This is a genomic window from Acidimangrovimonas sediminis (assembly GCF_002871005.1).
GTDB classification, from domain to species: Bacteria; Pseudomonadota; Alphaproteobacteria; order Rhodobacterales; family Rhodobacteraceae; genus Acidimangrovimonas; species Acidimangrovimonas sediminis.
This window is the reverse complement of record NZ_PHSN01000028.1, coordinates 1-26,409: the sequence shown is the minus strand read 5'-3', so window position 1 is coordinate 26,409 and position 26,409 is coordinate 1. Positions and strand designations below refer to the sequence as shown.

Below are 26,409 nucleotides of genomic sequence, written 5' to 3'. Positions count from 1 at the left end.
GCCTCCTCAATACTGGACGCGCCGCTCGACGAAGCGGAACTGGATCACGGTTAGCGCGATGACGATGACCAGGAGGACGACCGACTGCGCGGCCGAGGAGCCGAGGTTCAGCCCGATGAAGCCGTCGTTGTAGACCTTGAACACCAGGATGTCGGTCGATCCGGCGGGGCCGCCCTTGGTGGTGGCGTGGATCACCGGGAAGGTCGCGAACATGGCGTAAACGAAGTTCACCACGGTCAGGAAGAAGGTGGTCGGCGACAGGAGCGGTAGGGTGATGGTGAAGAAGCGTTTCACCGGGCCCGCGCCGTCGATCGCCGCGGCCTCGCGCATCGAGGCGGGAATGGATTGCAGCCCTGCCACGAAGAACAGGAAGTTGTAGCTGACCTGCGGCCAGGCAGAGGCGATCACGACGAGGATCATCGCGTCTGTGCCGTTCAGCGCGTGGTTCCAGTGGTAGCCGACCAGCGACAGAAGGTAGGGCAGGATGCCGATCGTGGGGTTGAAGAGGAACCACCACAGCACGCCCACCACCGCGGGCGCCACGGCGTAGGGCCAGACCAGCAGCGTGGTGTAGGCCGGGCCCGACTTCACCGCGCGGTCGACGGCCAGCGCCAGCAGCAGGGCCACGATCAGCGCCGCCGCAGTCACCGCGATGGTGAAGACGACCGTCACCTCGAGCGACTGGATGTAGACCGGGTCGCTGAACAGGTCGCTGTAATTGGCAAGGCCCACCCAGCTTGTCTTCAGCCCGAAGGCATCCTCCTGCTGGAAGCTCTGCAGCACCGCCTCGCCGGCAGGCCAGAGGAAGAACACGATGGTGATCGCCAGCTGCGGGGCGATCAGCAGGTAGGGCAGGATCTTGTTTCGGAAGTGGGTTCGTTTCATCTGGGCGCCGGATGCGAAAGCGGAAAGGCCCGCGCCGTGGCGCGGGCCCGAGATGTTGGTGCCAGGCTTACTTGTTGGCCTGTTCGAACTTGGCGATCAGGTCGTTGCCGCGGCTGTCAACGTTGTCGAGCGCCTGTTGCGCGGTCTCGCTGCCCGACAGCAGCTTCTGGAACTCGTCGTCGATGATGTCGCGCACCTGGACGTAGTTGCCGAAGCGCAGGCCCTTGGAATTGGCGGTCGGGGTGTTCAGGGTGATTTCCTTGATCCCGACGTCCGACCCCGGGTTCTTCTCGTAGAAGCCCTGGCTCTTGCCGAGGTCATAGGCGGCCTGGGTGATCGGCAGGTAGCCCGAGAACTGCGACCAGTCGGCCTGCACCTTGGCGGACGACAGGTAGTGCAGGAAGTCCGCGACACCCTTGTATTCGGCCTTGTCGTGACCGCCCAGCACCCACAGCGTGGCGCCGCCGATGATGGTGTTCTGCGGCGCGCCCTTCACGTCCTTGTAGTAGGGCAGCATGCCGTAGCCCACCTCGAACTTGCCCTTGGTGTTGATCAGGACACCGGCGCGCGAGGCCGAGGAGTTCATGTACATCGCGCAATCGCCCGAATAGAACATCGGCGGCGCGTCGTTGCCGCCCACCGGGCCGCCGTACTTGAAGATCCCGTCCTTCTGCCACTTGGCAAGGTTCGCCCAGTGCTTCACCAGCGCCTCGTCCTTGCCGAAGACCAGCCGGGCGTCGAGCCCGCCGAAGCCGTTCTCCATCGTGCCGATCGGCTGGTTGTGCCAGGCCGAGAAGTTCTCGGTCTGCACCCACGAGACCCACCCCGTGGTAAAGCCGCACTTGGCCGCGCCCGAGGACATGATCTTTTTCGAATCGTCCACCACTTCAGCCCAGGTCTTGGGCGGCTGATCGGGGTCGAGGCCCGCCTTCTTGAAGGCGTCCTTGTTGTAATAGAGGATCGGGGTGGAGGAGTTGAACGGCATCGACAGCATGTTGCCGTCGGTGTCGGTGTAATAGCCAACCACCGCCTGCAGGTAGGATTTCGGGTCGAATTCGGTCCCGGTGTCCTTCATCAGCTTGTAGACCGGATAGATCGCGCCCTTGGCGGCCATCATGGTGCCGGTGCCGACCTCGAACACCTGCACGATGTCGGGCTGCTTCTTGGCGCGGAACGCCGCGATCGCCGCGGTCATCGTCTCGGGGTAGGACCCCTTGTAGGTCGCGACGACCTCGTATTGGTCCTGGCTCTTGTTGTAGTCGGCCACGATCTGGTCGAGCTTCTGGCCAAGCTCGCCGCCCATGGCGTGCCACCAGGTGATGGTGGTCTTGGCCTGGGCCATGCTCATCGAGGCCGCCAGCGCCATCGCGCTGACGAGGGTAGTGCGGATCATTGGACTTCCTCCCTTTGAGGATCGCGTGAACTGGGGTCACGACTAATCTTCGTCTGTGACACATTTGTGTTCGTTTTGCGTATGTTTGACAACGGTTGATTTTCGTTCTCTGCCCGAAAATGCGGCAGGCCGCCCATCCCGTGAGGGGAGGGGCGGCCTGCTCAGCCGCGACGTGGCCGAAAGGGGTGGCCCCGCACGCATCGGGAGGAGGAGCGCGCGGGGCCGGGGTAAGGATGCGCACGGGAGGGTAGGCGCATCCTGTCCGGTCAGGCCCGGGTCAGAAGAACCCGAGCTTGTTGGGGTTGTAGCTGACCAGCATGTTCTTGGTCTGCTGGTAGTGGTCGAGCATCATCTTGTGCGTCTCGCGCCCGATGCCCGACTGCTTGTAGCCGCCGAAGGCCGCGTGCGCCGGATAAGCGTGGTAGTTGTTGACCCAGACGCGGCCCGCCTCGATCGACCGGCCGAAGCGGTAGGCGCGGGTGCCGTCGCGGGTCCAGACCCCGGCGCCGAGGCCGTACATCGTGTCGTTGGCGATCGCCAGCGCCTCGGCCTCGTCCTTGAAGGTGGTAACCGAGACGACGGGGCCGAAGATCTCTTCCTGGAAGACCCGCATCTTGTTGTGGCCCTTCAGGATCGTCGGCTGGACGTAGAAGCCGTTCGCCAGATCGCCGTTGAACCGCGCGGCATCGCCGCCCACCAGCACCTCGGCGCCTTCCTCGACGCCGATGGTCAGGTAGGACATGATCTTGTCTTGCTGTTCCTGGCTGGCCTGGGCGCCGACCATCGTCGCCATGTCGCGCGGATCGCCCTGCTTGATCGCCTTGACCCGGGCGATGCAGCGCTCGATGAACTTCTCGTAGATGTCTTCCTGGATCAGCGCCCGCGACGGGCAGGTGCAGACCTCGCCCTGGTTGAAGGCGAAAAGGACAAAGCCCTCGACCGCCTTGTCGAGAAAGGCGTCATCCTCGGCCATCACGTCGGAGAAGAAGATGTTGGGCGACTTGCCCCCCAGCTCCAGCGTCACCGGGATCAGGTTCTCGGTCGCGGCCTGCATGATCTTGCGCCCGGTCTCGGTCGATCCGGTGAAGGCGATCTTGGCGATGCGGGGGCTGCGGGCCAGCGGCGCACCCACCTCGGCGCCGTAGCCGTTGACGATGTTGAGCACGCCGGGCGGCAGAAGGTCGGCAATCTTCTCGACCAGCACCATGATCGCGGCAGGCGTCTGCTCGGCCGGTTTCAGCACGATGCAATTGCCTGCGGCCAGCGCCGGCGCCAGCTTCCACGCCGCCATCAGCACCGAGAAGTTCCACGGGATGATCTGGCCGACGACGCCGAGCGGTTCATGGAAATGATAGGCCACGGTGTCGTGGTCGATCTCGGACATGTTGCCTTCCTGCGCGCGCAGGACACCGGCGAAATAACGGAAATGGTCGACCGACAGGGGGATGTCGGCGGCGGTCGTCTCGCGGATCGGCTTGCCGTTGTCCCAGGTCTCGGCGGTGGCGATCAGCTCGAGGTTCTCCTCGATCCGGTCGGCGATCTTCAGAAGGATGTTCGACCGTTCGGCGGCCGAGGTCTTGCCCCAGGCCTCGCGCGCGGCATGGGCCGCATCCAGCGCCAGTTCCACATCGGCGGCGTCGGAGCGGGCGACCTCGCACACTTTGGCGCCGCTGATCGGCGTGATGTTGTCGAAGTAGCACCCGTTCACGGGGGCCACGAATTTGCCACCGATGAAGTTGTCGTAGCGGTTCTTGAACGGCGAGGTGTAGAGGCCCGCCGGCTGCGTCATCTCGTTCATGGAAATCTCCTCCTCATGCGCCGGGTCCTCCACCCGGTTACTTCGGAGAATGGGCCTTTCGGTGCCCTGGCGCAGCCCGGTCGGGGCGGGCGAGGGGGCGGCCTTGTCTCAGATCCGAGACAGGGGGCGGGATCAATCGCCGCCCTTCCTCCCCGCCCTCAATCGCCGCCCTCAATCCCCGATGCCCAGCCGTTTCATCCGGCGATAGAGCGTGGCGCGGCCGACCCCCAGTGCCCGGGCGGCCTCGGACACGTTGCCGCCGGTGCGGGCGAGCGCACGCATCACCGCCGCGCGCTCGGCCTTCTCGAAACCCGAGGCGCCGTCGTCGCGCCCCAGGAGGTCCGAGGCAGGGCGGGGGCGGAGCAGCCCCTGGGGTTCCAGGCCGAAGGCCCGCCGCGCCGCCCGGGTCGCCCCGACGACGAGGTCGTCGCCGTCGACGGCCAGCAGCACGGCCGCGTCGGTTTCCCCGGTGTCGGCGACGATGATCCGGGCGCCGGGGAAGGAGGCGCGGAAATGGTCGGCCTCGATCGCGCGGGCGGTCTGGGCGACCATGGCGGCGATCAGCCGGTTGTAGCCCGCAGTCTGGTCGGCCCGGGCGGAGGAGACGTCGAGCGCGGCCAGAAGGCTGCCGTCGGCACCGAAGATCGGCGCGTCCATGCAGCTCATGCCGATGTTGCGGGCAAGGAAATGCTCATCGCGGTGGATGGTGATCTGGCGCCGCTCTGTCAGGCAGGTGCCGATGCCGTTGGTGCCCTCGCTCGCCTCGCTCCAGTCGGCGCCGGGGGTCAGGCCCCAGGCATCGAAGACCTGCGCATCGGCGTCGGCACGGCGCTGGTCGAGGACGATCCCGCGCTCGTCCGTCAGCAGCACGCCGCAGCCGGAATTGCCCACGAGGCCGAAAAGCTGGTCAAGCTTCGGCGCCGCCACCTGCAGGAACCGGTCGAGTCGGGCGCGGCTTTCGGCCAGCTCGCCCCCGCTCAGCCGCCGTGCCGCCTGCGGGCGTGCGGGGTCCAGCCGGTGGTGCTGCATCGAGCGGTGCCAGGACGCCGCCAGCCCCGACCGCGCGGCGGCGGAGCCGGAGGTGACGGTGCTGACCACCGTGTCGACATGGCTGCGGGTACGTGACATGGCGCTGTCTCCTCGGATCCGAGGGTAGCGCCGGCGTTGCGCGCTGGCAAATGCTGCGCGCCTGCGGATTGCCGATCAGCCGCCCAGCCGGGCCATGGCCGCGGGCAACAGCCGGACCAGGCGGTCGGCCCAGGCCTGCTGTCCCGCGGGGTCGGCGATCTGGTCCTGGCGGATCTCCAGCTCGACATGCAGCAGGCCGCGCCTTTCGCCGTGCACCGGGATGCCGTAATCGGTCTGGTCGCCGACGTGGTAGGGCTCGTTGTCGCCGACCGTCAGGTCGCCCTCGGCCCCGAGAACGGCGATCAGCGGGCGGGCGACGCGGTCGTCGCGATTGTAGAGGATGCCGATGTCCCAGGGGCGCGCGACGCCCTTGTAGACCGGGGTGAAGCTGTGCACCGCGATCAGCACGGTCGGGCGCCCGGCGGCCGCGCGGGCATCCAGAAGTGCGCGTGTGCGGTCGTGGTAGGGGGCGAAGATCTCGTCGATCCGGGCCTGCCGGGCGGCGGGGGATAGCGCGCGATTGCCAGGGATCTCGGTGGTTTCACTGATCTCGGGGATCGAGGAGGGGACGGAGGGCGTGCGGTTGCAGTCGATCACGAGACGCGAATAGATCTGTTCGATCAGCGTCGCATCCAGGGCCGCGGACATCATCTGTGCCACCGCAGCGGCGCCGATATCCCAGCCGATGTGACGCGCCTGTTCGGCCTCGGATACGCCGAGATCGCCGAGCGCGCGGGGAAAGCGGCGCCCGCCATGGTCGCAGGTCAGGAAGAAGGCAGAGGTGCCCCCGGGCCGCGTGACGCGCACCGGCGCGGGTTCGTCTGCGGCCAGCAACCTTGGGGTGTCGGCTGTCATGCTTTCCCTTCCTTCATCTGCGCGCTATGGCTGGTGGTATCCCGTGCCGCCTGATCATGGGCCGTCTGGCCCCGTCCCGTCCCCCATGTTCCGTAACTATCCAACCTGCGAGACGACGATGACCCAAGGTTCCCCTTCCTCCGGCCCCACCCGCCATCGCCCGAGGGTCCGCGACGCGGGGCTGACACGCGACCGCGGGGTCGTGCCGGGGCGCACGGCCCTTCTGGTGGTCGACGTGCAGAACCACACATACAATCCGGCGCAGGAGGCGATCCGGCCGGAATTCTTCGCCGCCGCGCGTGACCTCGTGGTGCCGAACCTCGGGCGGCTGATCGCCGCCGCCCGCGCAGCCGGGGTCGAGGTGATCTATACGGTGATGGAGAATCTCACCGAAGACGGGCGCGACCGGTCGCTCGACTACAAGCTGTCGGACTTCTTCATCGCCAAGGGTTCGTGGGAGGCGCGGGTGATCGACGCGCTGGCACCCGCGCGTGACGAGCTGGTGCTGCCCAAGACCTCGTCGAGCCTGTTCAACTCGACCAACCTCGACTATCTGCTGCGCAACATCGGCATCGACGAGATCGTCGTCACCGGCTTCCTGACCGACCAGTGCATCGACCACACGGTAAAGGACGGCGCCGACCGGGGCTATTACGTCACCTGCGTCGAAGATGCCTGCATGGCCGACACCTGGGACCGGCATCGCGCCGCGCTCGACTGCTTTCGCGGCTATTGCCGGATGCTCGACAGCGCGGGCTGGCTGGGGCTGCTGGCGGAGTCGGGGTGGGGGGCGGAGGTCTAGCCGTTCGGGCAACGCGCGGCTCATTGGCCTTCCGCCCGGAACAGGTTCCTGCGGATCTGTTCCAGCCGCTCCATCCGTGACTTGGCACTGCCCCAGCGTTCGGCATGGACGCGGGCGATCAGCGCCTCGGAAAGCGCCATCATCGCGCCGAAGCTTTCCCAGCTGGAGGGCAGGGCGGTTTCCACGGCGAAGACATGGGTCGCCACCGCCGCCACGGGCGAAACCCAGGTGTCGGTGAACAGGATGACATGCGTGCCACCCGCCGCCGCCTGCTTGGCGAATTGCACCACGTCGTCCTGAAAGCGGCGGATGTCAAAGACCACCAGCACGTCGTTGCGCGCAAGGTCGAGCAGGTGCTCCGGCCAGGTCGCGGTCTGGTCGCCGACCAGCGCGACCCGGGGGCGCAGCTCGCGCAGGTGAAGGTAGAGGTGCTGCGCGAGGCTGTGGGTGAAGCGCCCGCCGATCGTCACCACGCGTCGCTTCTCGTCGCCCAGAAGGCCGGCCGCCGCCTCGAATTCCGCCCGCGGAATCTGCGCCATCGAGGTCTGGATGTTGCCGACGATCGCCTCGGTGTAATCGCCGATGAAGTCGCGCCCCTCGGCCCGGGTCGAGGCGACGGGCGCCTTCGACAGCGGCGCCTGAAGGCGGCTTTCCAGCTCGTCGCGCAGTGCCTGCTGAAATCCCGCGTAGCTGTCGAAGCCCAGTTTGGCCGTCAGCCGCAGGATCGTCGGGCCGCTGACCCCTGCGCGGCGGGCGAATTGCGCCACCGTCTCCAGCCCCGCGACGGGGTAGCTTTCCAGAAGCGTCAGTGCCGGGCGCCGCTCGGATGCGGTCAGTCGGCCAAGGGTGTTGCGAATCCGCTCCGCCACTGACCGGCCCGTGAATTCCGCCTCTTCTTTCATCGCTCGACCGCCTCGTGGATCCAACTCATACATTACAGGATTGACACATTTGATCCAGCATGGAAATTTTTATTACAAGAACAAACCCCGGGTGAAGGGGCGACAGGGAGGCGGCCGCTGGGTCGCGCAATGCCGTGCGAAGTGCTGCTTCGCGCCCATATTCCCTGTTGTCTTTCGCCTGGCCTGACGATGCGAAAGGATCAGCCGCGTGGTTTCCGACGCCGGACCGCTGCTCGAGACGAGGGGGCTTACCAAGTCGTTCCGCAGTCTCGTCGCGCTCAGCGACCAGTCGATCCGGGTCGACCGCGGCGAGATCGTCGGCGTGATCGGTCCGAACGGCTCGGGCAAGAGCACGTTCTTCAACCTCATCAGCGGGTTCCTGCAGCCGGATTCCGGCGAGATCCGCTTTGCCGGCGCGCCGATCGTCGCGCAGCCGGCGGACCGGATCGTGCGGCTGGGGATCGCCCGGACGTTCCAGGGCACGCGGCTTTTCCAGGCGCTCAGCGTGGCCGACAACGTGCGCGCCGCGGCGGAGCTGCGCCAGCGCACGGGTCTTGCCGCGGCGCTTCTGGGGGGCGGGCGGCGGCGCCGGGCCGAGGCCGCGGTCGAGGAGATCACCGAGGAGCTTCTGGATCTCGTGGGCTTGACCGCGCGGCAGGAAAACCGGGCGCGGGATCTGCCCTATGGCGACCAGCGGCGACTGGAAATCATCCGGGCGCTGGCCACCCGGCCAAGCCTTCTGCTGCTCGACGAGCCCGCGGCAGGCATGGATGCAAGCGAGACCAAGGTGCTCCTGGGGCTGATCGACGAGATCCGCACCCGCTATGACCTCGCCGTGATCATCGTCGAGCACGACATGGACCTGATCATGAACCTGTGCGAGCGGATCCAGGTGCTGGCCCACGGCAGCAAGGTTTTCGAGGGCACCCCGGCCGAGGTGCAGGCCCATCCCGCGGTGAGGGAGGTCTACCTTGGCCACGGCTGATCATATCGACACTGACGAGGTCCTGGGCGTGCGCGGGCTGACCGTGACCTACGGCGCCGTCACCGCGCTGCGCGACCTCTCGATCGAGGTGCGGCGTGGCGAGGTCGTGGCGCTGCTGGGGGCGAACGGCGCGGGCAAGAGCACGATGCTGCGCACGATTTCGGGTGTGGTGCGGCCGCGGGCGGGCGAGGTGCGGCTGGAGGGCGACCGGATCGACGGACTGCGCCCGTCGCAGATCGTGGCACGCGGGGTGGCGCATTCGCCCGAGGGGCGGCGCCTGTTCGGATCGCTCACCGTGGCCGAGAACCTGCGCCTTGGCGCCGCCCAGCGACGCGACCGCGAGAATGTCGAGGCCGACCGCGAGCGGCTGTACGATCTGTTCCCGATCCTGCGCGAGCGGTCGCAGCAGCAGTCGGGCACGCTTTCCGGGGGCGAACAGCAGATGGTGGCGCTGTCGCGCGCGCTGATGGCGCGGCCGCGGCTTCTGCTGCTGGACGAACCGTCCCTGGGGATCGCGCCGCTGATCGTGCAGCAGATCTTCGCCAGTCTCGCCGAGCTGAAGGAGACCGGCGTCACCATGCTGCTGGTCGAGCAGAACATCAACGTGGCGTTGGGTCTGGCCGACCGCGCCTACGTGCTGCGGACCGGCGAGATCAGCCTCGAGGGGCCGGCCGCGGATCTGAAGCGGAACTACGAAGAGGTCGCCGCCGCCTATCTGGGAGTGCGCAGATGAACATGGGTCTCTACATCGTCCAGCAGGGGATCAACGCGGTCTCGCTTGGGTCGCTCTACGCGCTGGTGGCGATCGGGCTGTCGATGGTCTTCGGCATCCTCAGGATGACCAACTTCGCCCATGGCGACATGATGATGGTGGGCGCGTTCGGGACCCTCCTGATCAATGCGGCGGGGGCGCCGTTCTGGCTGGCCGCGCTTTGCGGCGTCGCGGTGGGTGCGGCGGCCGGGGTGATCGTCGAGCGGCTGGCCTATCGCCCGGTGCGCGGCGCGCCGGACGTGACGCTGCTGCTCACCAGCCTTGCGGTGACCTACATCCTGGAAAACCTCGGGATCCTGATCTTCTCCTCCTCGCCGCGGAACTTTCCGATCCCCGACATCATGAACTCGGCGATCCAGCTGGCGGGCGGGCAGATCACCTTCACCGCGATCAACGTGGTGACCATCGCGCTGACCGTCGCGGCGCTGGCGCTGCTGGGCTGGTTTGTCACCCGCACCGACGTGGGTCTGGGCATGCGGGCCGCGGCCGAGGATCTGGGGGCGGCGCAGATGGTGGGCCTCGACGTCGATCGCCTGATCGTCGTGGCCTTCGCCATCGCCTCGGCCTTCGCGGGGCTTGCGGGGGTGCTCTGGGCCGCGCAATCGGGGATCGTCGAGCCCGACATGGGGTTCACCCCGCTGCTCAAGGCCTTCGTGGCGGCCATCGTGGGCGGGTTCGGCTCCATCTCCGGGGCGCTGGTGGGGGGCTATGTCCTTGGCGCGCTGGAGATCCTGATCGTGGCCTTCCTGCCGTCCTCGGTTTCGCCCTACCGCGATGCAATCGTCTTCGGCCTGCTGATCGTCTTCCTGCTGTTCAAGCCCAACGGCCTGATGAACCGCCCGCAGGAGGTGAAGCTATGAGCGGGCCGGCGCTGTCGCGCCCCGCGGGGCTGATCGTCTTTGGGGCGGTGCTGATCCTTGTCGCGGCGGTGACGCTGGCGCTGCCACACATGGTGAACAACTACCTCGTGCGGGTGGTGATCGTGATGTGCATCGACGTCATTCTCGTGGCCTCGATGGGGCTGGGCAACGGCTTCACCGGGGTGTTCTCGCTGGGCCATGTCGGCTTTGTCGCGGTGGGGGCCTATACCTCGGGCATCCTGTCGTTGCCGGTGACGATGAAGCACGCCTTCCTGCCGGACCTGCCGCATTGGCTGGCGTCGTTCAGCCTGCCGTTCCTGCCCGCCACGATCGCCGCGGGCCTTGTCTGTGCCGCGCTGGCGGCTGTGGTGGGCGCCCCGCTGATGCGGCTTTCGGGCTATTTCGTCTCGGTCGCGACGCTGGGCTTCCTGATCATCGTGAACGTCGTGCTGATCAACGCGAGCGACTTTACCCGCGGCGCCCGCACCTTCGCGGGCGTGCCGTTGCAGACCACGCTGCCCTGGGCCATGGGCTGGATGGTGGTGACGCTGACGGTGCTGGCGCGGATCGCCTATTCCCCCTTCGGCCGCCGTTTCCGCGTGGTGCGCGAGGATCCGATCGCAGCGCGGGCCGTGGGCCTGTCGATCCTGCCTGTGCGGCTATCGGCCTTCATCGTCGGCGCCTTCTTCGCCGGAGTCGGCGGGTCGCTCTACGGCCATTACCTCGGCGCGTTCTCACCGGCGAGCTTCTACCTGCCCTACACCTTTGCCCTGGTCTCCATGCTGGTGATCGGCGGCATGGGCTCGATCAGCGGGGCCGTTCTGGGCGTCGTGCTAGTCACCGTGACGAGTGAGGTCCTGCGCAACCTGGAGCGGGGTCTGGACCTTGGCGTGATCCATATTCCCCCGCTCTACGGCGCAAGCCAGATCGTGCTGGGGATGATGTTCATCCTCGTCATGATCTTCCGTCCGAGCGGCCTGATGGGCGACCGCGAAGTGTCGCCGGGGCTGTTCCTCCGACGCAAGCCAACAGGAGAAAGGGAGTAAGAACAATGATCGACAGACGTCAATTCATCATCCGGGGTGCCACCGTCGCCGCGGGGGCGGGCCTTGCCTCGGGGCTGGGCCTCCGTACGGCAAGCGCGGCCGACACCATCAAGATCGGGGCGCCCTTCAACGTCACCGGGGCGCTGTCCTCTCTGGATGCGCCGGCGCTGAACGGCGCCAAGCTGAAGGTGAAGGAGATCAACGACGCCGGCGGGATCGGCGGCAAGAAGATCGACCTGGTGATCTACGATACCAAGTCGGACCCGACGGTCATCGCCTCGGTCGCAAGCCAGCTTCTGGGGTCGGACAAGGTGCCGGTCGCCATGGGCTTCACCGATTCCGACAGCGTGCTGTCGCTGGGTCCGATCTTCCAGCAGGCGGGCGTGCCCTTCGTCACCCCGGGTGCAACCTCGCCCAAGCTGCCCTCGCAGATCGGCAACGACATCTTCCTTGCCTGCTTCGGCGACAACGTTCAGGCCGCGGCGGGCGCGCAGTTCATCAAGGACAAGCTGAAGGCCAAGACCGCGTATCTGCTACGCGACAACTCGACCGAATACACCACGCTGCTGGCGAAGTATTTCGAGGAATCCTTCACCCATGACGGCGGCAAGGTGATCGCGCGGAACGATTACAAGTCGGGCGACAAGTCCTTCACCGCACAGATCAGCAAGCTCAAGGCGATGTCGGAAAAGCCTGATGTCCTCTATATTTCAGCGATGCCCGACGACATCGGCCTGATCGTCAAGCAGATGCGGCAGGCGGGCGTGACCCAGCCGATCGTCGGTGGCGACGGCTATGACACGCCGCTTCTGATCAGCGTCGGCGGCAAGGCGGCGAACGACACCTACTATTCGACCCACGCCTTCATCTCGGAGGAGTCCACCCCCGCGATCGACAAGTTCTACAAGGCCTACAAGGCGGCCTATGGCACGGTGCCCGAGAACGCCTTTGCGGCGCTGGGCTACGATACCGCGGGGCTGATCGCCGACGCGATCAAGCGGGCGGGGTCGGAGGATCCGGCGAAGATCCGCGATGCCATCGCGGCGACCAAGGATTACCCGGGCATCACCGGCTCCATCACCTATCCGGACGGGCAGGGCGTGCCGCAGAAGACGGTGACGATGATCGGGGTGAAGGACGAGAAGCTGTTCCTCGCCGGCGAGGTGACGCCCAGCTTCATCCCCAAGCCGTAACACGGAACGAGAAGGTCCGGGCGGGCGGCACCTGCGCGCCGCCCGGACCCCTGAAAACGACTGGCACGAGAAAGGGCGCATCCCATGGCCGAGGACGCAATCGCCGACCTGATGGCGGCGCTGAAGCAACACGAGATCGAATACCTCCGCTTCGAGCTGCCCGACATGCACGGCACCTCGCGTTCCAAGACCGTGCCGGTGGACAAGGTCGAAAGCTTCGCGCGCAAGGGGCTGAATTTCTACGGCGGGGTGCTGGGGCTCGACACCTCGTCGAACGTGGTCCCCGCCAGCGGCCTGCATGGCGATCGCGACTATGCCGATCAGGAGATCTTTCCCGATCCCGCGTCGCTGCGCATCATCCCGTGGCTGGAGAAGACGGCCAGCGTCGTCTGCCTCGGCTACTGGGAGGACGGCACCCCGCAGGAGGCCGCGCCGCGCTGGGTTTTCTCGGAGCTGGTGAAGCGTGCCAACGCGATGGGCTACGACGTGATGCTGGGGCACGAATACGAATATTACCTGCTCGATGCCGCGACGAAGGGGCCGCTGTTCGGCGGCATCCACATCTTCAACACCCTGCGCAACGCCTACACCCCGTTCCTCGACACGCTGGTCCCGACGCTGCGCGCCTATGGCATCGACGTCATCACCCACAATTGCGAATACGCGGGGTCGCAGTTCGAAACCGTCTACGGCACGGGAATGAACCTTGCCGGCGCCGACAAGGCCTTTGCCTTCAAGAACGGGATGAAGGAGATCGCGCACCGCAACGGCCTGATCGCCAGCTTCATGGCCAAGCCCTTTGCCGGCGGCGCGGGCAGTGGCGGCCACCTGCACCTGAGCCTGTGGGACCGCAAGACCGGTGCCAATGCCTTTCTGGACCCCGAGGGGCAGGACGGGCTTTCCGCCATCGCGCGGTCGTTCATCGAGGGCACGCTGTCCCATGGCGCGGCGATCATGCCGCTCGTGAACCCAACGCCGAACTGCTACCACCGGGTGAAGCCCTACACATTCGCCCCTTCGAACGTCAGCTACGGTTTCCAGGACCGCTCGGCCATGGTGCGGGTGAAGGCGAGCCGCGACAACCGCACCCATATCGAGCTTCGCGCGGGCTCGGCCTCGGCGAACCCCTACCTCTCGGCGGCAGGTCTGCTGGCCGCGGGCCTTCTGGGGATCGAGAGCGGGGCGGAGCTGCGCGCACAGGACCGCCGCACCACCAGCGAGGACAACCCGGCGCTGGCGAAATTTCCCGGATCGCTGGAGGCCGCGCTGGATGCGCTGGAGGCCGACGTGCCGTTCCGCGCCGCACTGGGGGAGGAGTTCGTGCGCGTCTTCACCGCCGTGAAGCGGTTCGAGCTTGACCGCTTCCGCGGCCATGTCACCGACTGGGAAACCGCTGAATACCTCGAGATGTACTGACGCCCCAAAGGAAGCCACATGCCCCCCTTCGACCCGCTGCAATTGCGCCGTGACAAGCCCCTGCTGCCTGGCGCGACCGCCGTCCTGATCGTCGATGCCCAATGCGGCGAGGCGACCGAGGCGCACCGGACCGACCACCCGGAATACTGGGCCGCGCTGCAGGGCCGGGCGCTGCCCGCGATGCGGCAATTGATCGACGGCGCGCGGGCGGTCGGGGCCGAGATCGTTTACACGGTGATCGAATCCCTCACCCGCGACGGGCGCGACCGGTCGCTAGACCACAAGCTCTCGGGTATCCATTTCGCGCGCGGCTCGGCCGAGGCGCAGGTGCTGCCCGAGGTGGCACCCGCCGAGGACGACATCGTGCTGCCCAAGACCTCGTCGGGGGTCTTCAACTCCACCAGCCTCGACTACGTGCTGCGCAACCTGGGGGTGGAGAACGTGGTGGTGGCGGGGCTGCTCACCGATCAATGCGTCGACATGGCGGTGCGCGATGGGGCCGATCGCGGCTATTACATGATCTGCGCGGAGAACGCCTGCGCCACCTATACCGCCGAACGGCATGCCACCGCGCTCAAGGCCTTCGGCGGCTATTGCCGGGTCATGACGGTCGACGAGACGCTGGCCGCCCTCGCGGCGGGGTAGTGGCGCGCCCCTGGCCGGGGCGCTCAGACATTCTCGGGCGTGATGATCTCGAATGGAATCGTGCGCTGCATCGTCGCCGCACCCTCGCCCTGTTCGATCGCCTCGATCATCGTCTGCACCAGCTGGTCTGAGCTGGCCTCCAGCGGGTGGCAGAGCGCGGCGGTGATCAGCCCCTCCGACAGGCCCTTGCGGGTTTCTGGGCCGATGTCGCGGCAGACGACGCGGATATTGCGCCGCCGCGTCTCGGGCGCCTGGCGCAGGGCGCGCAGCACACCGGAGATGCCGCCACCGACGATCAGGATGCCGACCAGATCGTCGGTCTTGGTCAGCAGTTCGGTCACCATGCGGTAGGCTTCGGCCGGTTCCTCGTGGGTCGGGCGGCTTTCCTCGACCGTCAGGTGGGGCGCGTGCTCGCGGATGTAGGAGCGGAAGCTGGCGTCAGACACGTCTTGGCACTGGTAACGGTGGTTGCCCAGGAACACCGCGACCCGGCCGGGCTGGTGGGTGGTCTGGGCGATCAGCCACGCGGCGGTGCGCCCCAGCTTCCAGTTGTCCGCCCCGACATAGGCCGCGCGTTCCGGCGCGGACTGGTCGGTGATGTAGGACACCACGGGCTTTCCGATCTCGCGCAGATCGCGAATCGTGTGGCCGATCACCGGGTGGTCGGCGGCGATCACCGCCACGGCATCGCATTCGCGCCCCAGCGCCTTGAGCCGCGCCGCGATGTTCTCGGGCGTCAGCAGATCGACGAAATCGACCAGCGGTTCAACGACTTCGGCATGACGCCTGCGCGCCGCCGCGACGATCTGGCGGCCGAAGATCTGGTAGATCTCGCGCGAGGATTGTTGCAGCAGGAAGCCCAGCCGGTACTGCGGCGCGGATTTGCGCATGCGGTCCTCGATCGCGCCGAGACCGTAGAACCCGATCTTCTCCGCGGCGGCCTGGACGCGCTGCATTGTGCTGCCGCGCACCGGAGTCGTCCCGCCCAGGATGCGGTTCACGGTCGAGACGGAAACCCCTGCTTCTTCAGCAAGATCCGCGATCGTCGGCCGGTTCATGATGTCCTCCCTGAGCCAGTCCCCGTATCATCTTGAATGACATAAATTGACACTTCTGACACATCAAGTGTTAATGAATATTTCACGAATATCAAGGTTCCGCTACACAGCGCTCAGGAGGAACGCCCGGTCGCTGGGACGGGGCACTGGAGGAGGAACCCATGAATACATTCAGCCGCATTGCGGCCACCGTTTCGGCTGCCGCGATCCTGTCGTGTACAGCGGGCGCCGTCATGGCCGCGAACATCTTCGTCATCGGCGGCAAGCCGGACGACCCGTTCTGGTCGGTCGTCAAGCGCGGGGCCGAAGATGCCGGCAAGGTCGTCAAGGCCGAGGGGGGATCCGTCACCTGGCTGGGGCCGCAGAACTACGACAACCTGGGCAACGATGCCGCCGAACTGATCCGCCAGGCGATCAGCCAGGGCGCTGACGCGGTCGTCGGCCCGGACTGGGTGCCTGAGGCGATGGAGCCGGCCTTCAAGGACGTGGTCGCCCACAAGATCCCGCTGATCATCTACAACGCCGGTGACGAAGAGACCGCGACCCGTCTGGGCGCGATGAACTACATCGGCAGCGACCCTTACGATTCGGGCTTCGCCGCGGGCAAGTATTTCGCCGAGCATGACCTCAAGGACGCTGTCTGCCTGAACACGCTGCCGGGCGTCGCCAACGTCGAGGCCTTCTGCAAGGGCATGAGCGAGGGCGTCACCAAGAACGGCGGCAAGGGCGACGTGCTGCCGCTGCCGGCGACCTCGTTCGGCTCGTCCACCGCGGTGGCGCAGGCGCTGAAGGGCTACCTGCTGAAGAACCCGAAGGTCAACGCGGTGTTCACCGTCGGCAACGTCGATACCACCTCGGCGATCTCGGGCATCATGCAGGCCGGCAAGAAGGGCCGGGTGCAGGTCTGCGGGATGAACATCGACAAGACCATCCTCGAGAACATCAAGAACGGCAGCCAGCTCTGCGCGGTCGATCAGCAGGGCTACATGATGGGCTATCTCGCGGTCTCGATCCTCAACGCCAACGTCAATTACGGCATGACGATCCCGACCAAGAAGATCCTCACCGGGCCCGCGATCATCGACAAGTCGAACGTCGAGGTCACCCTGAAGGGCGTCAACGCCGGCGTCCGCTGACGCCGTCCGACGCCTGAACCGCCAAGGTTGCCCGCGCGTCCTCCGCCGGGCGGCCAGATCGGCCCCGCGAGGCTGCCCCATCAGGTTGTGGCGTCCGCGCCCGCCGGGGCCGATCCCTCTCTTGCACCCGGGAGATCCACATGGCCACTGCCACATCCCCCAAGCCCGCCGACGGACCGGCGCAAGCCGGCAAGCCCGGCGTGTTCCAGGCGCTCGGCGGGCTCGCCCGCCGGCCCGAAGCCGGTTCGTTCATCGGGATGATCGTCGTCTTCGTGTTCTTCGCCATCTTCGGCGGGGCGCAGTTCATCGGCGCCGCCGGCGCAGCGAGCTGGCTCAACGTCGCGGCGGAGGTCGGCCTTGTCGCGCTGCCCGTCGGCCTTCTGATGATCGCCGGGGAGCTTGACCTGTCGATCGGCTCGGTGATCCCGGCCGCATCGCTGACGGTCGCGATCATCTCGGGCTATTACGGCCTGCCCGAGATCCTGGGCGTCGCCGCCGCGCTGGCCTTCGGCCTGGCCGTGGGGTTCGTCAACGGGGTCCTCGTGCTGCGCACCAGGGTGCCGTCGCTGATCGTCACCATCGGCACGATGTTCGCCGTGATGGGGCTGACGCTGGGCCTCGCCGTCCTGCTGACCGGGGCGACCAGCACCGCGCTGGTGCCCACCCCGTTCTGGAAGGCGATCTTCGGCCAGTTCGTCGGCGGCATGTTCGAGATCACCATCTTCTGGTGGATCCTCTCGGTCGCGATCCTGGCCTACGTGCTGCACATCTCGCCCTGGGGCAACTGGATCTTCGCCCTGGGCGGCGACCGCGAGAGCGCGCGCAACGCCGGCATCCCGACCGACAAGGTGACCATCGGCCTGTTCATGACCTCGGGCTTCTCGGCCGCCTTCCTGGGCGTCTGCCAGGTGATGATCTATCAGAGCGCGCAGGTCGTCGGCGGGCAGAGCTTCATCTTCAACTCGATCATGTGCGTGGTGATCGGTGGGGTGCTTCTGACCGGGGGCTTCGGCTCCATCGTGGGCATCGTCTTCGGCACGATCACCTTCGCCATCGTCAACCAGGGCATCTACTTCACGAACTTCGACCCGAACCTCGGGTCGGTGATCATCGGCGCGCTGCTGCTTGTCGCGGTGCTGATGAACGACACGTTCCGTGCGCTCGCCCTGTCCACAATCACCAAGAAAAAGAAGTGAGGGCGGCAAGATGAATTCCCTTTCCTTCGGATCACTGGCGCGGCGCCCCGAGGCGGGCTCCATCGTCAGCCTGCTGCTGGTCGTCGCCTTCTTCGTGATCTTCGGCGGCGTGCAGATCGACCGCTTTCTCGGCGCGGCAAGCTGGGTGAACCTGGCCGCCAACCTCGGGATCGTGGCGCTGCCCGTCGGCCTTCTGATGATCGCCGGGGAGCTGGACATCTCCATCGGCGCGATGATCCCGGCGGGTTCGATGAGCGTGGCCATCGTCTCGGGCTACTACGGCCTGCCGATCGAGCTGGGCATTGCGGTGGCGCTGGGGCTGGGCGTGATCGTGGGGCTGATCAACGGCCTGCTGACGATCAAGACATCGGTCCCCTCGCTGATCATCACGCTGGGGTCGCTGGTGGCGATGCAGGGCCTCGTGCTGGCCGGGTCGGTGCTGCTGACGGGCAGCGCGGGCGTCGCCCTGAAGGCACCCGAATGGGCCAAGTTCCTGTTCGGCCACTTTTTCGGCGGCAGCTACCAGGTGCTGATCCTGTGGTGGCTGGCACTGACGGCGATCTACGTCTTCTTCATCCACTTCTCGCGCTTCGGCAACTGGATCTTCGCCATGGGCGGCGACAAGGACAGCGCGCGCAACGCGGGCATCCCGACCGACCGCATGACCATCCTGCTGTTCGTGCTGTCGTCGACCTCGGCCTCCTTCGTGGGGATGTGCGGCGCGATCCTGTTCAACTCGGCCCAGGTGTCGGGGGGCATGAACTACATCTTCAACACCATCGTCTCGGTGGTCGTGGGCGGGGTCCTGCTGACCGGCGGCTTCGGCTCGATCGTGGGGATCTTCTTCGGCGCGATCACCTTCGCCGTGGTCACCCAGGGCATCTACTTCACCGACATCGATCGCAACTGGTCGAGCCTGATCATCGGCGTGATGCTCCTGCTCGCCGTGCTGATGAACAACAGTTTCCGCCAATTCGCGCTGAACTACGCGCCCCGGAAGAAGAAGTGAGGACGGAACAATGACCGATACACACCCGGTTCTGGAACTTCGCAACGTCAACAAGTCCTTCGGGCCGATCGACGTGCTTCACGACATATCCCTCAAGGTCAAGGCGGGCGAGGTTCTGTGCCTTCTGGGCGACAACGGCGCGGGCAAGTCCACGCTGATCAAGACGCTGGCGGGCGTGCACAAGCCCACCACCGGCGAGATCTGGATGGATGGCGGTCGCGTCAGCTTCGACCGGCCCAAGGACGCGGCCGACCGGGGCATCGCCACGGTGCACCAGTTCGGCGGAACCTTTCCCCTGATGACCATCGGCCGGTCGTTCTTTGTGGGCGTGGAGCCGACGAAGGGCTGGGGCCCGTTCAAGATCTTCGACCGCAAGAAGGCCAACGCGGTTGCGGTGAAGGCGGTGCAGAGCTTCGGCATCACCCGCATCGACGACGGCGACCGGCTGATCGGCGGGCTGTCGGGCGGGGAACGCCAGTCGCTGGCGATCGCGCGCGCGGTGCATTTCGGCGCCCGCGTGCTGATCCTCGACGAGCCCACCGCCGCGTTGGGGGTCAAGCAGGCAAGCCACGTCCTGCGCATCGTGCTTGAGGCCAAGAAGCGTGGCATCGCGGTGATCTTCATCACCCACCAGGTGACCCACGCCATGGCCGTGGGCGACCATTTCGCGGTGCTGATCCGCGGCGCGCTGGCCGCCAATTTCATGCGCGGAGAGAAGAGCCGCGAGGAGATCACCGACCTGATGGCGGGCGGCGAGGCGCTCGCCGATCTCGATGCGTACATGGAAAGCCACGACGGCCACGCGCCGGACTTGGTGAGCTGAGGCCGACAGGATACCGGGAGGAGAGACCAGAATGAAGATCGCGCTTGACCCGTTCATGCACCGTCACCTGTCGCTCGAGGAGCTTCCCTCGAAGGTGGCGGAGCTGGGCTTCGACTGGATCGAGATGTCGCCGCGCGGCGATTTCCTCGAATGGTTCAAGGCCCCCCGCGTCTTCCCCGACCGCATCAAGCGGTTCAAGAAGGCGCTGAAGGACGCCAACGTCGGCATCGCCACGCTGCTTCCGATGTACCGCTGGGCCTCGAATGACGAGGAAGAGCGCCAGGCCGCCGTGCGCCACTGGAAGCGCGCCATCGAGATCGCGATCGAGATGGAAGTCGACACGATGAACTCGGAATTCGGGCGCGGCCCGCATCCCGACAAGGGCTCGTGCTACTGCTGCCACACTGGCTCCATGATCGAGGCTTGCGAGGATGCCTGGTGGCGTTCGATGGAGGAACTCGTGCCGATCTTCGAGCGCGAGGGGATCAACCTGCATATCGAGCCGCACCCCGAGGATTGGGTGGAAACGCTCCAGCCCTCGGTCGACATCATCCGCACGGTGAACTCGGACCGCGTGAAATTCCTCTACTGCGCGCCGCATACCTACCATTTCGGTGACGACGTGAAGGCGATGCTGCGCGAATGCGCTGACGTGCTGGCCCATGTCCACGTGGCCGACACGTTCAACCACAAGGCCTCATCCGGGCTGCGCTACATCCTCAACCCGCCGGGCACCAATGCGCGCATCCACCAGCACCTGAACATCGGTCAGGGCGAGGTCCCGTGGGACGATTTCTTCGGCACCCTGCACGAGGTCGGCTTCGACGGGATCATGACCGCCTGCGTCTTCGCCTGGGAAGAGAAGGCGGACGAGAGCGGCCACTTCATGCGCAGCGAAATGCAACGCTACGTCGACAAGTACTGGGGGACGAAATGAGCCTGGCAGTCGGGGTTATCGGGACCGGGATGATCGGTCAGGACCACATTCGCCGCCTGACGCGCGTGTTGTCGGGGGCCGAGGTGGTGGCGGTCAGCGATATCGACCGCACCCGTGCGGGCCAGGCCGCGCCCGCGGGGGCCGAGGTGTTCGACACGCCGCAGGCGCTGATCCGCTCGGACAAGGTGCAGGCGGTGCTGATCTGCTCCTGGGGGCCGGCGCACGAGGAACAGCTGCTTGACTGCATCTCGGTCGGCAAGCCGGTGTTCTGCGAAAAGCCGATGGTCACCTCCGAGGCCGCCGCGCTGAAGGTGATCGACGCCGAGGTGGCCTTTGGCAGGCGCCTTGTGCAGGTGGGCTTCATGCGCCGGTTCGACGCCGATTACCGGCGCCTCAAGGCGGTAATAGACGGTGGCACGCTGGGTCTGCCGCTGATGTATTATTCCAAGCATCGCAACGCCTCGGTGCCTGAGGGGCTCTACACCTCGGACATGCCGCTCAACGACACGCTGGTGCATGACGCGGATATCTCCCGCTGGCTCCTGTCGGACGAGATCGCCTCGGTCGAGGTTCGCCTGCCGCGCCGGTCACGTCAGGGCGGCGAGTTGCGCGACCCGCATCTCGTGCTGCTGCACATGGCATCGGGCGCGATCGTCGACGTCGAGATCTCGGTGAACATCGCCTACGGCTACGACATCCGCGGCGAGGTGAGCTGCGAGAAGGGGCTCGCCGCGCTGCCGAACCGGCCCGCGCCAGTGGTGTCCGACCAGTTCGGCATCCGCCAGGCGATCCCCGAGGATTGGCGCGAGCGGTTCATCGAGGCCTACGACCAGGAGTTCCGCGAATGGATCGTCGCGGCGGGGCAGGGCACCGCGACCGGGCCATCGGCCTGGGATGGCTATGCCGCGACGCTGGTCGCCGACGCCGCGCTGCGCGCGGTGACCTCCGGCGGGCGGGAAGAGATCGCGATGCGCGACAAGCCTGCACTTTACGACACCGCGGCCAAGGTGGCCGCAGCCTGAGGCGCGAAGGACGAAGAAGATGATCAACGGAGAACGCAGAATCCCGCGCCCGCTGCGCTGGGGAATGGTCGGTGGCGGCCGCACAGGTCAGGTGGGCTACAAGCACCGCACCGGCGCCCTGCGCGACGGCACCTACCGGCTGGTGGCCGGGGCCTTCGATCTGGACGCAGCGCGCGGCCGCGATTTCGGAGTCAACCTGGGGGTCGAGGCAAGCCGCTGCTACGCGACGTATCAGGAGCTGATCGCCGGCGAGGCGGGGCGCGAGGACGGGGTCGAGGTCGTTTCGGTCGCCACGCCCAACTTCACCCATTACGAGATCACCAGGGCGCTGCTGGAGGCGGGCTTCCACGTGATCTGCGAAAAGCCGCTGTTCTTCACCGTGGCCGAATGCGACGAGATCGCGGCACTTGCGGCCTCGAAGAACCTGATCGTCGGCGTCACCTACGGCTTCACCGGCCACCCGATGGTGCACCAGATGGCGGCGATGGTGGCCAGGGGAATGTTGGGCGAGATCCGGCTGGTCGACATGGCCTATACCCACGGCTTCAACGCGGGCGACGACACCGGCGCGCCCGAGGCGGTGGTCTGGCGCACCAACCCGAGGACGGCGGGTCCGACCTTCGTGCTGGGCGATATCGGCACCCACCTCTACTACCTGTCCGAGGTCGTGCTGCCGCACCTCAAGGTCGAGAAGCTCCTGTGCGACCGCAAGGCCTTCATCCCCTCGCGCGCACCGCTGGAAGATCACGCGACGGTTCTGATGCACTATGACAACGGGGCGCGGGCGCGGCTTTGGGTCAGCTCGGTCGATGCGGGCAACATGGGGTCGCAGCGCTATCGCTTCACCGGCTCGAAGGCGAGCGTGGCGTGGTCCGACAGCCACCCCGACCAGATCGTCTATCAGGTGCAGGGAGAGCCCGAGCGGATCCTGCATCACGGCATGCCGTATCTGGAGGAGGAAAGCCTCGCCGCCGACCGCATGGGCGCGCTCCACACCGAAGGGCTGGGCGACAGCTGGGCCAATATCTACCTGTGGATCGCGCAGGCCATCGCCGCGGCAGATGCGGGCGATCGCGCGTTCCTGGAAACCCACCATTACCCGGGCATCCATGCCGGCACCGAAGGGGTGCGCTGGCTGGAGAACTGCGTGCGGTCGGCCGATTCCGGCGCCGCCTGGGTCGATTTCGAATAACCGTCTCTGGTCAGGGAGTTAGAGGCATGAAGCTTTCCATCTGCACCGATGTCATGGGGAACCTCTCGTTCACCGACATGCTGGACAAATGCGTCGATCTGGGCGTCGAGGGGATCGAGATGACCGGCGGCGGCTGGTCCCCCGCGCCGCACTTCCGGGCCGACGAACTGCTCTCCGACAAGGGTCTGCTGAAGTCGAAGCTGAAGGAGATCGAGGCGCGCGGCCTGCAGATCGCCGCGCTCAACTGCTCGGCCAACCCGCTCGATCCCGGCGACATGGGCAAGCGGCACCTGAAGGAGATGAAGGAGACGATCCAGCTGGCCGGCGAGATCGGCGTGACCAAGATCGTCACCATGTCGGGCCTGCCCGAGGCGGCGCCCGGCGACATGGTACCCAACTGGCTGGTCTACACCAAGTCCTGGCCCGCCGAGATGCCCGAGCGCGACCGCTACCAGTGGGAGGACCGCGCCTTCCCGCTCTGGCACGACCTCGTGGCGCATGCCAAGGCCAACGGTGTCGAGAAATATGCGCTTGAGAACTTCTCGGCCATGCTAGTGTGGAACCCGGAAACCCTGTTCCGGCTTCGCAACGAGGTGGGCCCGATGGTCGGCATGAACCTCGACCCCTCGCACCTGTTCTGGAAGGGGGCCTGCCCGATCGCGGTGGCCCGCGCCCTTGGCGACGCGATCCACCACGTCCACGGCAAGGACACGCGGATCGAACGCGGCCTGGCCGACGTGAACGGCCTGCTGGAGCTCAAGGACGTCACCGACGTGGCGAACCGCTCGTGGAACTACGTCGCCGTCGGCGCGGGCCATGACCTGCAATGGTGGAAGGAGTTCTTCTCGGTCGTGGGCATGATGGGCTACGACGGCTGGGTTTCGCTGGAGATGGAAGATTTCACCATGTCCACGAACGCAGGCATCCAGTCGTCGATCGACGCACTGCAGGCCACGATCATCCGGTAAGCGAAGGAGAGACAGATGGTACGGATCGGCGTCGTCGGATACGGAACCGGGGGGCAGCACTTCCACGCCCCCTTCATCGCTGCCGCCGAGGGGGTGGAGCTGGCGGGTGTGGTCGCACGCGCGCCGGCGACGGTCGCCAAGGCGCGCGCCGACCTGCCCGGCGTGCCGGTCTTTGCCAGTCTGACCGAGATGCTTGCCGCCGGGGTCGACGCGGTGACGATCACCACGCCGCCGCAGACCCGCCAGGCACTTGTCCTCGAGGCGATCGCGGCGGGCGTGCACGTGATCGCCGACAAGCCCTTTGCCCCCTCGGCCGCCGCCGCGCGCGACTTGTCGGCCGCGGCGAAGGAACGGGGTGTCCTCCTGGGCGTGTTCCACAACCGCCGCTGGGATGCCGATATCCGCACGCTCAAGAAGGTGATCGACGATGGTCGCCTCGGCCCGGTCTGGCGGCTGCATTCGCGGATGGATTTCGACGATCCGGCGACGCTCGAGGCCGGGCCGACCGGGGGCCTGCTGCGCGATCTGGGCAGCCATGTCGTGGACCAGGCGATGCTGCTGCTGGGGCCCGTCGCCTCGGTCGACGCGCAGCTCGACATGGTGGATCTGCCCGAGGGGCCGACCGATGCGGGCTTCGTGCTGACCCTGCGCCACACCAGCGGCCAGCATTCGCATATCTCGGCCAGCAAGCTCAACAAGCTGGTCTGCCGCGAACTGCGTGCCTATGGCGCGGCGGGCAGTTACGTGGCGCAGGGGACCGACGTGCAGGCGCAGGCGATCTTTGCCGGCAAGCGCCCGGCCGACGACCTTGCCGGCTGGGGCTACGACGTCGAGGAACGCTGGGGCACGCTGAACACGGCGGAGGGCTGCGTGAAGGTCCCGTCCGAACAGGGCCGCTACCACGATTACTACGCAGCTTTCGGCAGGGCCGTGCGCGACGGCGCCCCCCTGCCCGTGACGGCCGAGGAGGGGATTGCCGTGCTGGCGGTGCTCGACGCGGCGCGCCGTTCCGCCGTCGAGGGGCGGACGATGGACGTGGACTGACGGCAAGCGCCGGGCACGGTCCGGGCAAGGCCCTGAAAAGGGAGAGGAGACGCACATGTACCGCTTCATCATCACCATCGACTGCGTGCCGGGCGGGCGCGACAGGATCCTTGCCCGCGCGCCCGCGGCGCAGGCCGCGACCCGGGCCGAACCGGGCTGCCTTTCCTACGATTTCTTCACCTGCACCGACGACCCCGAAAAGCTGGTCTTCGTCGAGAGCTGGCGCGACGAGGCGGCGCATGCCTTTCACATGGACCAGCAGCACACCAAGGACTTCATCGCGTATCACGAGCAATTCCACCGCCAGCTGGTCTTCGAGACCATCAACCCGGCCGCGTGACATGAAAAATCCCGTGACCGTGACCTGCGCGCCGTGCTGCTGGGGGGTGGACGACCTGTCCAACCCGCATCTGCCGGCATGGGACAAGGTGCTTGACGAGGCGGCGCGCGCGGGGTTCGGCGGGCTGGAACTGGGCCCCTACGGCTACATCCCGCTCGACGTGGCGCAGGTGGGCGGGGCGCTCGCGGCGCGCGGCCTGTCGATCGTCGCGGGCACGATCTTCGACGATCTCGTGGATCCGGCGAACCGCGGGAACCTGCTGCGTCAGACCGACGAGATCTGCGCCTTCATCACCGCCCTGCCGCGTCCGGCGACGCATCCGGGGCAGCGCTTTGCCGCGCCCTACCTGACGGTGATGGACTGGGGCCACGACGAACGCGACTATGCCGCGGGCCACTCAGACCGCGCACCGCGTCTGGCCGATGCCGCCTGGGACGGGATGATCGCCACGATCCGCGCGATCGCCGCACGGGCGGCCGGCCACGGGGTGCGGGCCGTGATCCATCCCCATGCCGGCGGCTACATCGAGTTCGAGGACGAGATCGCGCGGCTGGCGCGCGACATCGCGGTCGAGGAGGCCGGGTTCTGCCTCGACACCGGGCATCTCGCCTATGCCGGGATGGAGCCGGTGACGATCCTGAAGACCTATGCCGACCGCCTCGACTACCTCCACTTCAAGGACATCGACCCGGCAGTACAGGCCGACATCATGACGCGCCGGATCCGCTTCTTCGAGGCCTGCGCCGAGGGCGTCATGTGCCCGATCGGGCACGGCTGCCTCGACTACCGGGCCGTGCGCGCAACGCTGACCGCGCTGGGATACGGCGGCTACATCACCATCGAACAGGAGCGCGACCCGCAAAACGGCGGCTCCGTTCTCTCGGATCTCGCGGCCAGCCGCGACTTCCTTCGCAAGACAGGATTCTGAGGAAGGACCATGACGAAGAAACTTGATGTCATCACGATCGGTCGGGCTGGAGTTGACCTTTACGGCGCGCAGGTCG

26 protein-coding genes are annotated in these 26,409 nt (G+C 66.7%); 19 read left to right on the top strand and 7 right to left on the bottom strand.

What is annotated here, in order from left to right; all coding sequences use genetic code 11:
- Window positions 1-6: 6 nt before the first annotated feature.
- The 5 genes from ugpA to CVV76_RS20940 form a co-directional block, all read right to left on the bottom strand.
- Window positions 7-885 (bottom strand): sn-glycerol-3-phosphate ABC transporter permease UgpA, encoded by an 879-nt coding sequence (ugpA, locus tag CVV76_RS20960; RefSeq protein WP_102226642.1) that lies wholly within the window; start codon window positions 883-885, stop codon window positions 7-9.
- 67 nt (window positions 886-952) lie between these two features.
- On the bottom strand, window positions 953-2,278 hold the full coding sequence (gene ugpB / locus CVV76_RS20955; protein ID WP_102226641.1) for a sn-glycerol-3-phosphate ABC transporter substrate-binding protein UgpB: 1,326 nt from the start codon (window positions 2,276-2,278) through the stop codon (window positions 953-955).
- 277 nt (window positions 2,279-2,555) lie between these two features.
- Window positions 2,556-4,076 (bottom strand): aldehyde dehydrogenase, encoded by a 1,521-nt coding sequence (gene adh / locus CVV76_RS20950; RefSeq protein ID WP_102226640.1) that lies wholly within the window; start codon window positions 4,074-4,076, stop codon window positions 2,556-2,558.
- Window positions 4,077-4,247: 171 nt separating this feature from the next.
- Window positions 4,248-5,204: a helix-turn-helix domain-containing protein gene (locus tag CVV76_RS20945; RefSeq protein ID WP_102226639.1), complete on the bottom strand. Its 957-nt coding sequence runs from the start codon at window positions 5,202-5,204 to the stop codon at window positions 4,248-4,250.
- Window positions 5,205-5,279: 75 nt separating this feature from the next.
- Window positions 5,280-6,059, bottom strand: a complete 780-nt coding sequence (locus tag CVV76_RS20940; RefSeq protein WP_102226638.1) for an N-formylglutamate amidohydrolase — start codon at window positions 6,057-6,059, stop codon at window positions 5,280-5,282.
- Window positions 6,060-6,177: 118 nt separating this feature from the next.
- Between CVV76_RS20940 and CVV76_RS20935 the strand changes: the two genes are divergently transcribed.
- Window positions 6,178-6,861, top strand: a complete 684-nt coding sequence (locus tag CVV76_RS20935; protein ID WP_102226637.1) for a cysteine hydrolase family protein — start codon at window positions 6,178-6,180, stop codon at window positions 6,859-6,861.
- A 20-nt stretch (window positions 6,862-6,881) separates the two neighbouring features.
- Here the strand turns inward: CVV76_RS20935 and CVV76_RS20930 are convergent, their stop codons facing one another.
- Entirely contained in the window at window positions 6,882-7,763 is an 882-nt protein-coding gene (locus CVV76_RS20930) for a MurR/RpiR family transcriptional regulator (protein ID WP_158243210.1), read from the bottom strand.
- Window positions 7,764-7,971: 208 nt separating this feature from the next.
- Here CVV76_RS20930 and CVV76_RS20925 point away from each other — a divergent pair, with 208 nt between their 5' ends.
- From CVV76_RS20925 to CVV76_RS20895, 7 genes are all read left to right on the top strand, one after another.
- Window positions 7,972-8,748: an ABC transporter ATP-binding protein gene (locus CVV76_RS20925; RefSeq protein ID WP_199178665.1), complete on the top strand. Its 777-nt coding sequence runs from the start codon at window positions 7,972-7,974 to the stop codon at window positions 8,746-8,748.
- On the top strand, window positions 8,735-9,481 hold the full coding sequence (locus tag CVV76_RS20920) for an ABC transporter ATP-binding protein (protein ID WP_233193071.1): 747 nt from the start codon (window positions 8,735-8,737) through the stop codon (window positions 9,479-9,481). Before CVV76_RS20925 ends, CVV76_RS20920 begins: the two co-directional genes overlap by 14 nt.
- On the top strand, window positions 9,478-10,380 hold the full coding sequence (locus CVV76_RS20915) for a branched-chain amino acid ABC transporter permease (protein ID WP_102226635.1): 903 nt from the start codon (window positions 9,478-9,480) through the stop codon (window positions 10,378-10,380). The genes CVV76_RS20920 and CVV76_RS20915 overlap by 4 nt, the downstream gene beginning before the upstream one ends.
- On the top strand, window positions 10,377-11,426 hold the full coding sequence (locus CVV76_RS20910; protein WP_102226634.1) for a branched-chain amino acid ABC transporter permease: 1,050 nt from the start codon (window positions 10,377-10,379) through the stop codon (window positions 11,424-11,426). The genes CVV76_RS20915 and CVV76_RS20910 overlap by 4 nt, the downstream gene beginning before the upstream one ends.
- A gap of 5 nt (window positions 11,427-11,431) precedes the next feature.
- Window positions 11,432-12,619 carry an ABC transporter substrate-binding protein gene (locus CVV76_RS20905; protein ID WP_102226633.1) on the top strand — a complete coding sequence of 396 codons (1,188 nt, stop codon included), beginning with the start codon at window positions 11,432-11,434 and terminating at the stop codon, window positions 12,617-12,619.
- Window positions 12,620-12,703: 84 nt separating this feature from the next.
- Window positions 12,704-14,035, top strand: coding sequence for a glutamine synthetase family protein (locus tag CVV76_RS20900; protein ID WP_102226632.1), 1,332 nt, complete (start codon window positions 12,704-12,706; stop codon window positions 14,033-14,035).
- 18 nt (window positions 14,036-14,053) lie between these two features.
- Window positions 14,054-14,680 carry a cysteine hydrolase family protein gene (locus tag CVV76_RS20895; RefSeq protein WP_102226631.1) on the top strand — a complete coding sequence of 209 codons (627 nt, stop codon included), beginning with the start codon at window positions 14,054-14,056 and terminating at the stop codon, window positions 14,678-14,680.
- 23 nt (window positions 14,681-14,703) lie between these two features.
- Here CVV76_RS20895 and CVV76_RS20890 read toward each other — a convergent pair whose 3' ends face one another.
- Window positions 14,704-15,738 (bottom strand): LacI family DNA-binding transcriptional regulator, encoded by a 1,035-nt coding sequence (locus CVV76_RS20890; RefSeq protein WP_102226630.1) that lies wholly within the window; start codon window positions 15,736-15,738, stop codon window positions 14,704-14,706.
- A gap of 161 nt (window positions 15,739-15,899) precedes the next feature.
- On the opposite strand from CVV76_RS20890, the gene CVV76_RS20885 reads away from it, so the two are divergent.
- From CVV76_RS20885 to CVV76_RS20835, 11 genes are all read left to right on the top strand, one after another.
- Window positions 15,900-16,874 carry a sugar ABC transporter substrate-binding protein gene (locus CVV76_RS20885; protein ID WP_102226629.1) on the top strand — a complete coding sequence of 325 codons (975 nt, stop codon included), beginning with the start codon at window positions 15,900-15,902 and terminating at the stop codon, window positions 16,872-16,874.
- Between the two features lie 140 nt (window positions 16,875-17,014).
- On the top strand, window positions 17,015-18,070 hold the full coding sequence (locus CVV76_RS20880; RefSeq protein ID WP_102226628.1) for an ABC transporter permease: 1,056 nt from the start codon (window positions 17,015-17,017) through the stop codon (window positions 18,068-18,070).
- Between the two features lie 10 nt (window positions 18,071-18,080).
- Window positions 18,081-19,079, top strand: coding sequence for an ABC transporter permease (locus CVV76_RS20875; RefSeq protein ID WP_102226627.1), 999 nt, complete (start codon window positions 18,081-18,083; stop codon window positions 19,077-19,079).
- 10 nt (window positions 19,080-19,089) lie between these two features.
- Entirely contained in the window at window positions 19,090-19,902 is an 813-nt protein-coding gene (locus tag CVV76_RS20870) for an ATP-binding cassette domain-containing protein (protein WP_102226626.1), read from the top strand.
- Between the two features lie 31 nt (window positions 19,903-19,933).
- Window positions 19,934-20,839 (top strand): sugar phosphate isomerase/epimerase family protein, encoded by a 906-nt coding sequence (locus tag CVV76_RS20865; RefSeq protein WP_102226625.1) that lies wholly within the window; start codon window positions 19,934-19,936, stop codon window positions 20,837-20,839.
- Window positions 20,836-21,861, top strand: a complete 1,026-nt coding sequence (locus tag CVV76_RS20860; protein ID WP_102226624.1) for a Gfo/Idh/MocA family oxidoreductase — start codon at window positions 20,836-20,838, stop codon at window positions 21,859-21,861. Before CVV76_RS20865 ends, CVV76_RS20860 begins: the two co-directional genes overlap by 4 nt.
- 19 nt (window positions 21,862-21,880) lie before the next feature.
- A complete protein-coding gene (locus tag CVV76_RS20855) occupies window positions 21,881-23,053 on the top strand; it encodes a Gfo/Idh/MocA family protein (protein WP_102226623.1) in 1,173 nt (390 codons plus the stop codon).
- A gap of 26 nt (window positions 23,054-23,079) precedes the next feature.
- Complete coding sequence (locus CVV76_RS20850; protein ID WP_102226622.1) at window positions 23,080-24,021, top strand: sugar phosphate isomerase/epimerase family protein; 942 nt, start codon at window positions 23,080-23,082, stop codon at window positions 24,019-24,021.
- 15 nt (window positions 24,022-24,036) lie between these two features.
- On the top strand, window positions 24,037-25,065 hold the full coding sequence (locus CVV76_RS20845) for a Gfo/Idh/MocA family oxidoreductase (RefSeq protein WP_102226621.1): 1,029 nt from the start codon (window positions 24,037-24,039) through the stop codon (window positions 25,063-25,065).
- 55 nt (window positions 25,066-25,120) lie between these two features.
- Complete coding sequence (locus CVV76_RS20840; RefSeq protein WP_102226620.1) at window positions 25,121-25,405, top strand: putative quinol monooxygenase; 285 nt, start codon at window positions 25,121-25,123, stop codon at window positions 25,403-25,405.
- A gap of 13 nt (window positions 25,406-25,418) precedes the next feature.
- The gene (locus CVV76_RS20835; protein ID WP_233193070.1) at window positions 25,419-26,333 is read left to right on the top strand and encodes a sugar phosphate isomerase/epimerase family protein; all 915 of its coding nucleotides are present in this window, start codon (window positions 25,419-25,421) and stop codon (window positions 26,331-26,333) included.
- Window positions 26,334-26,409 lie beyond the last annotated feature (76 nt).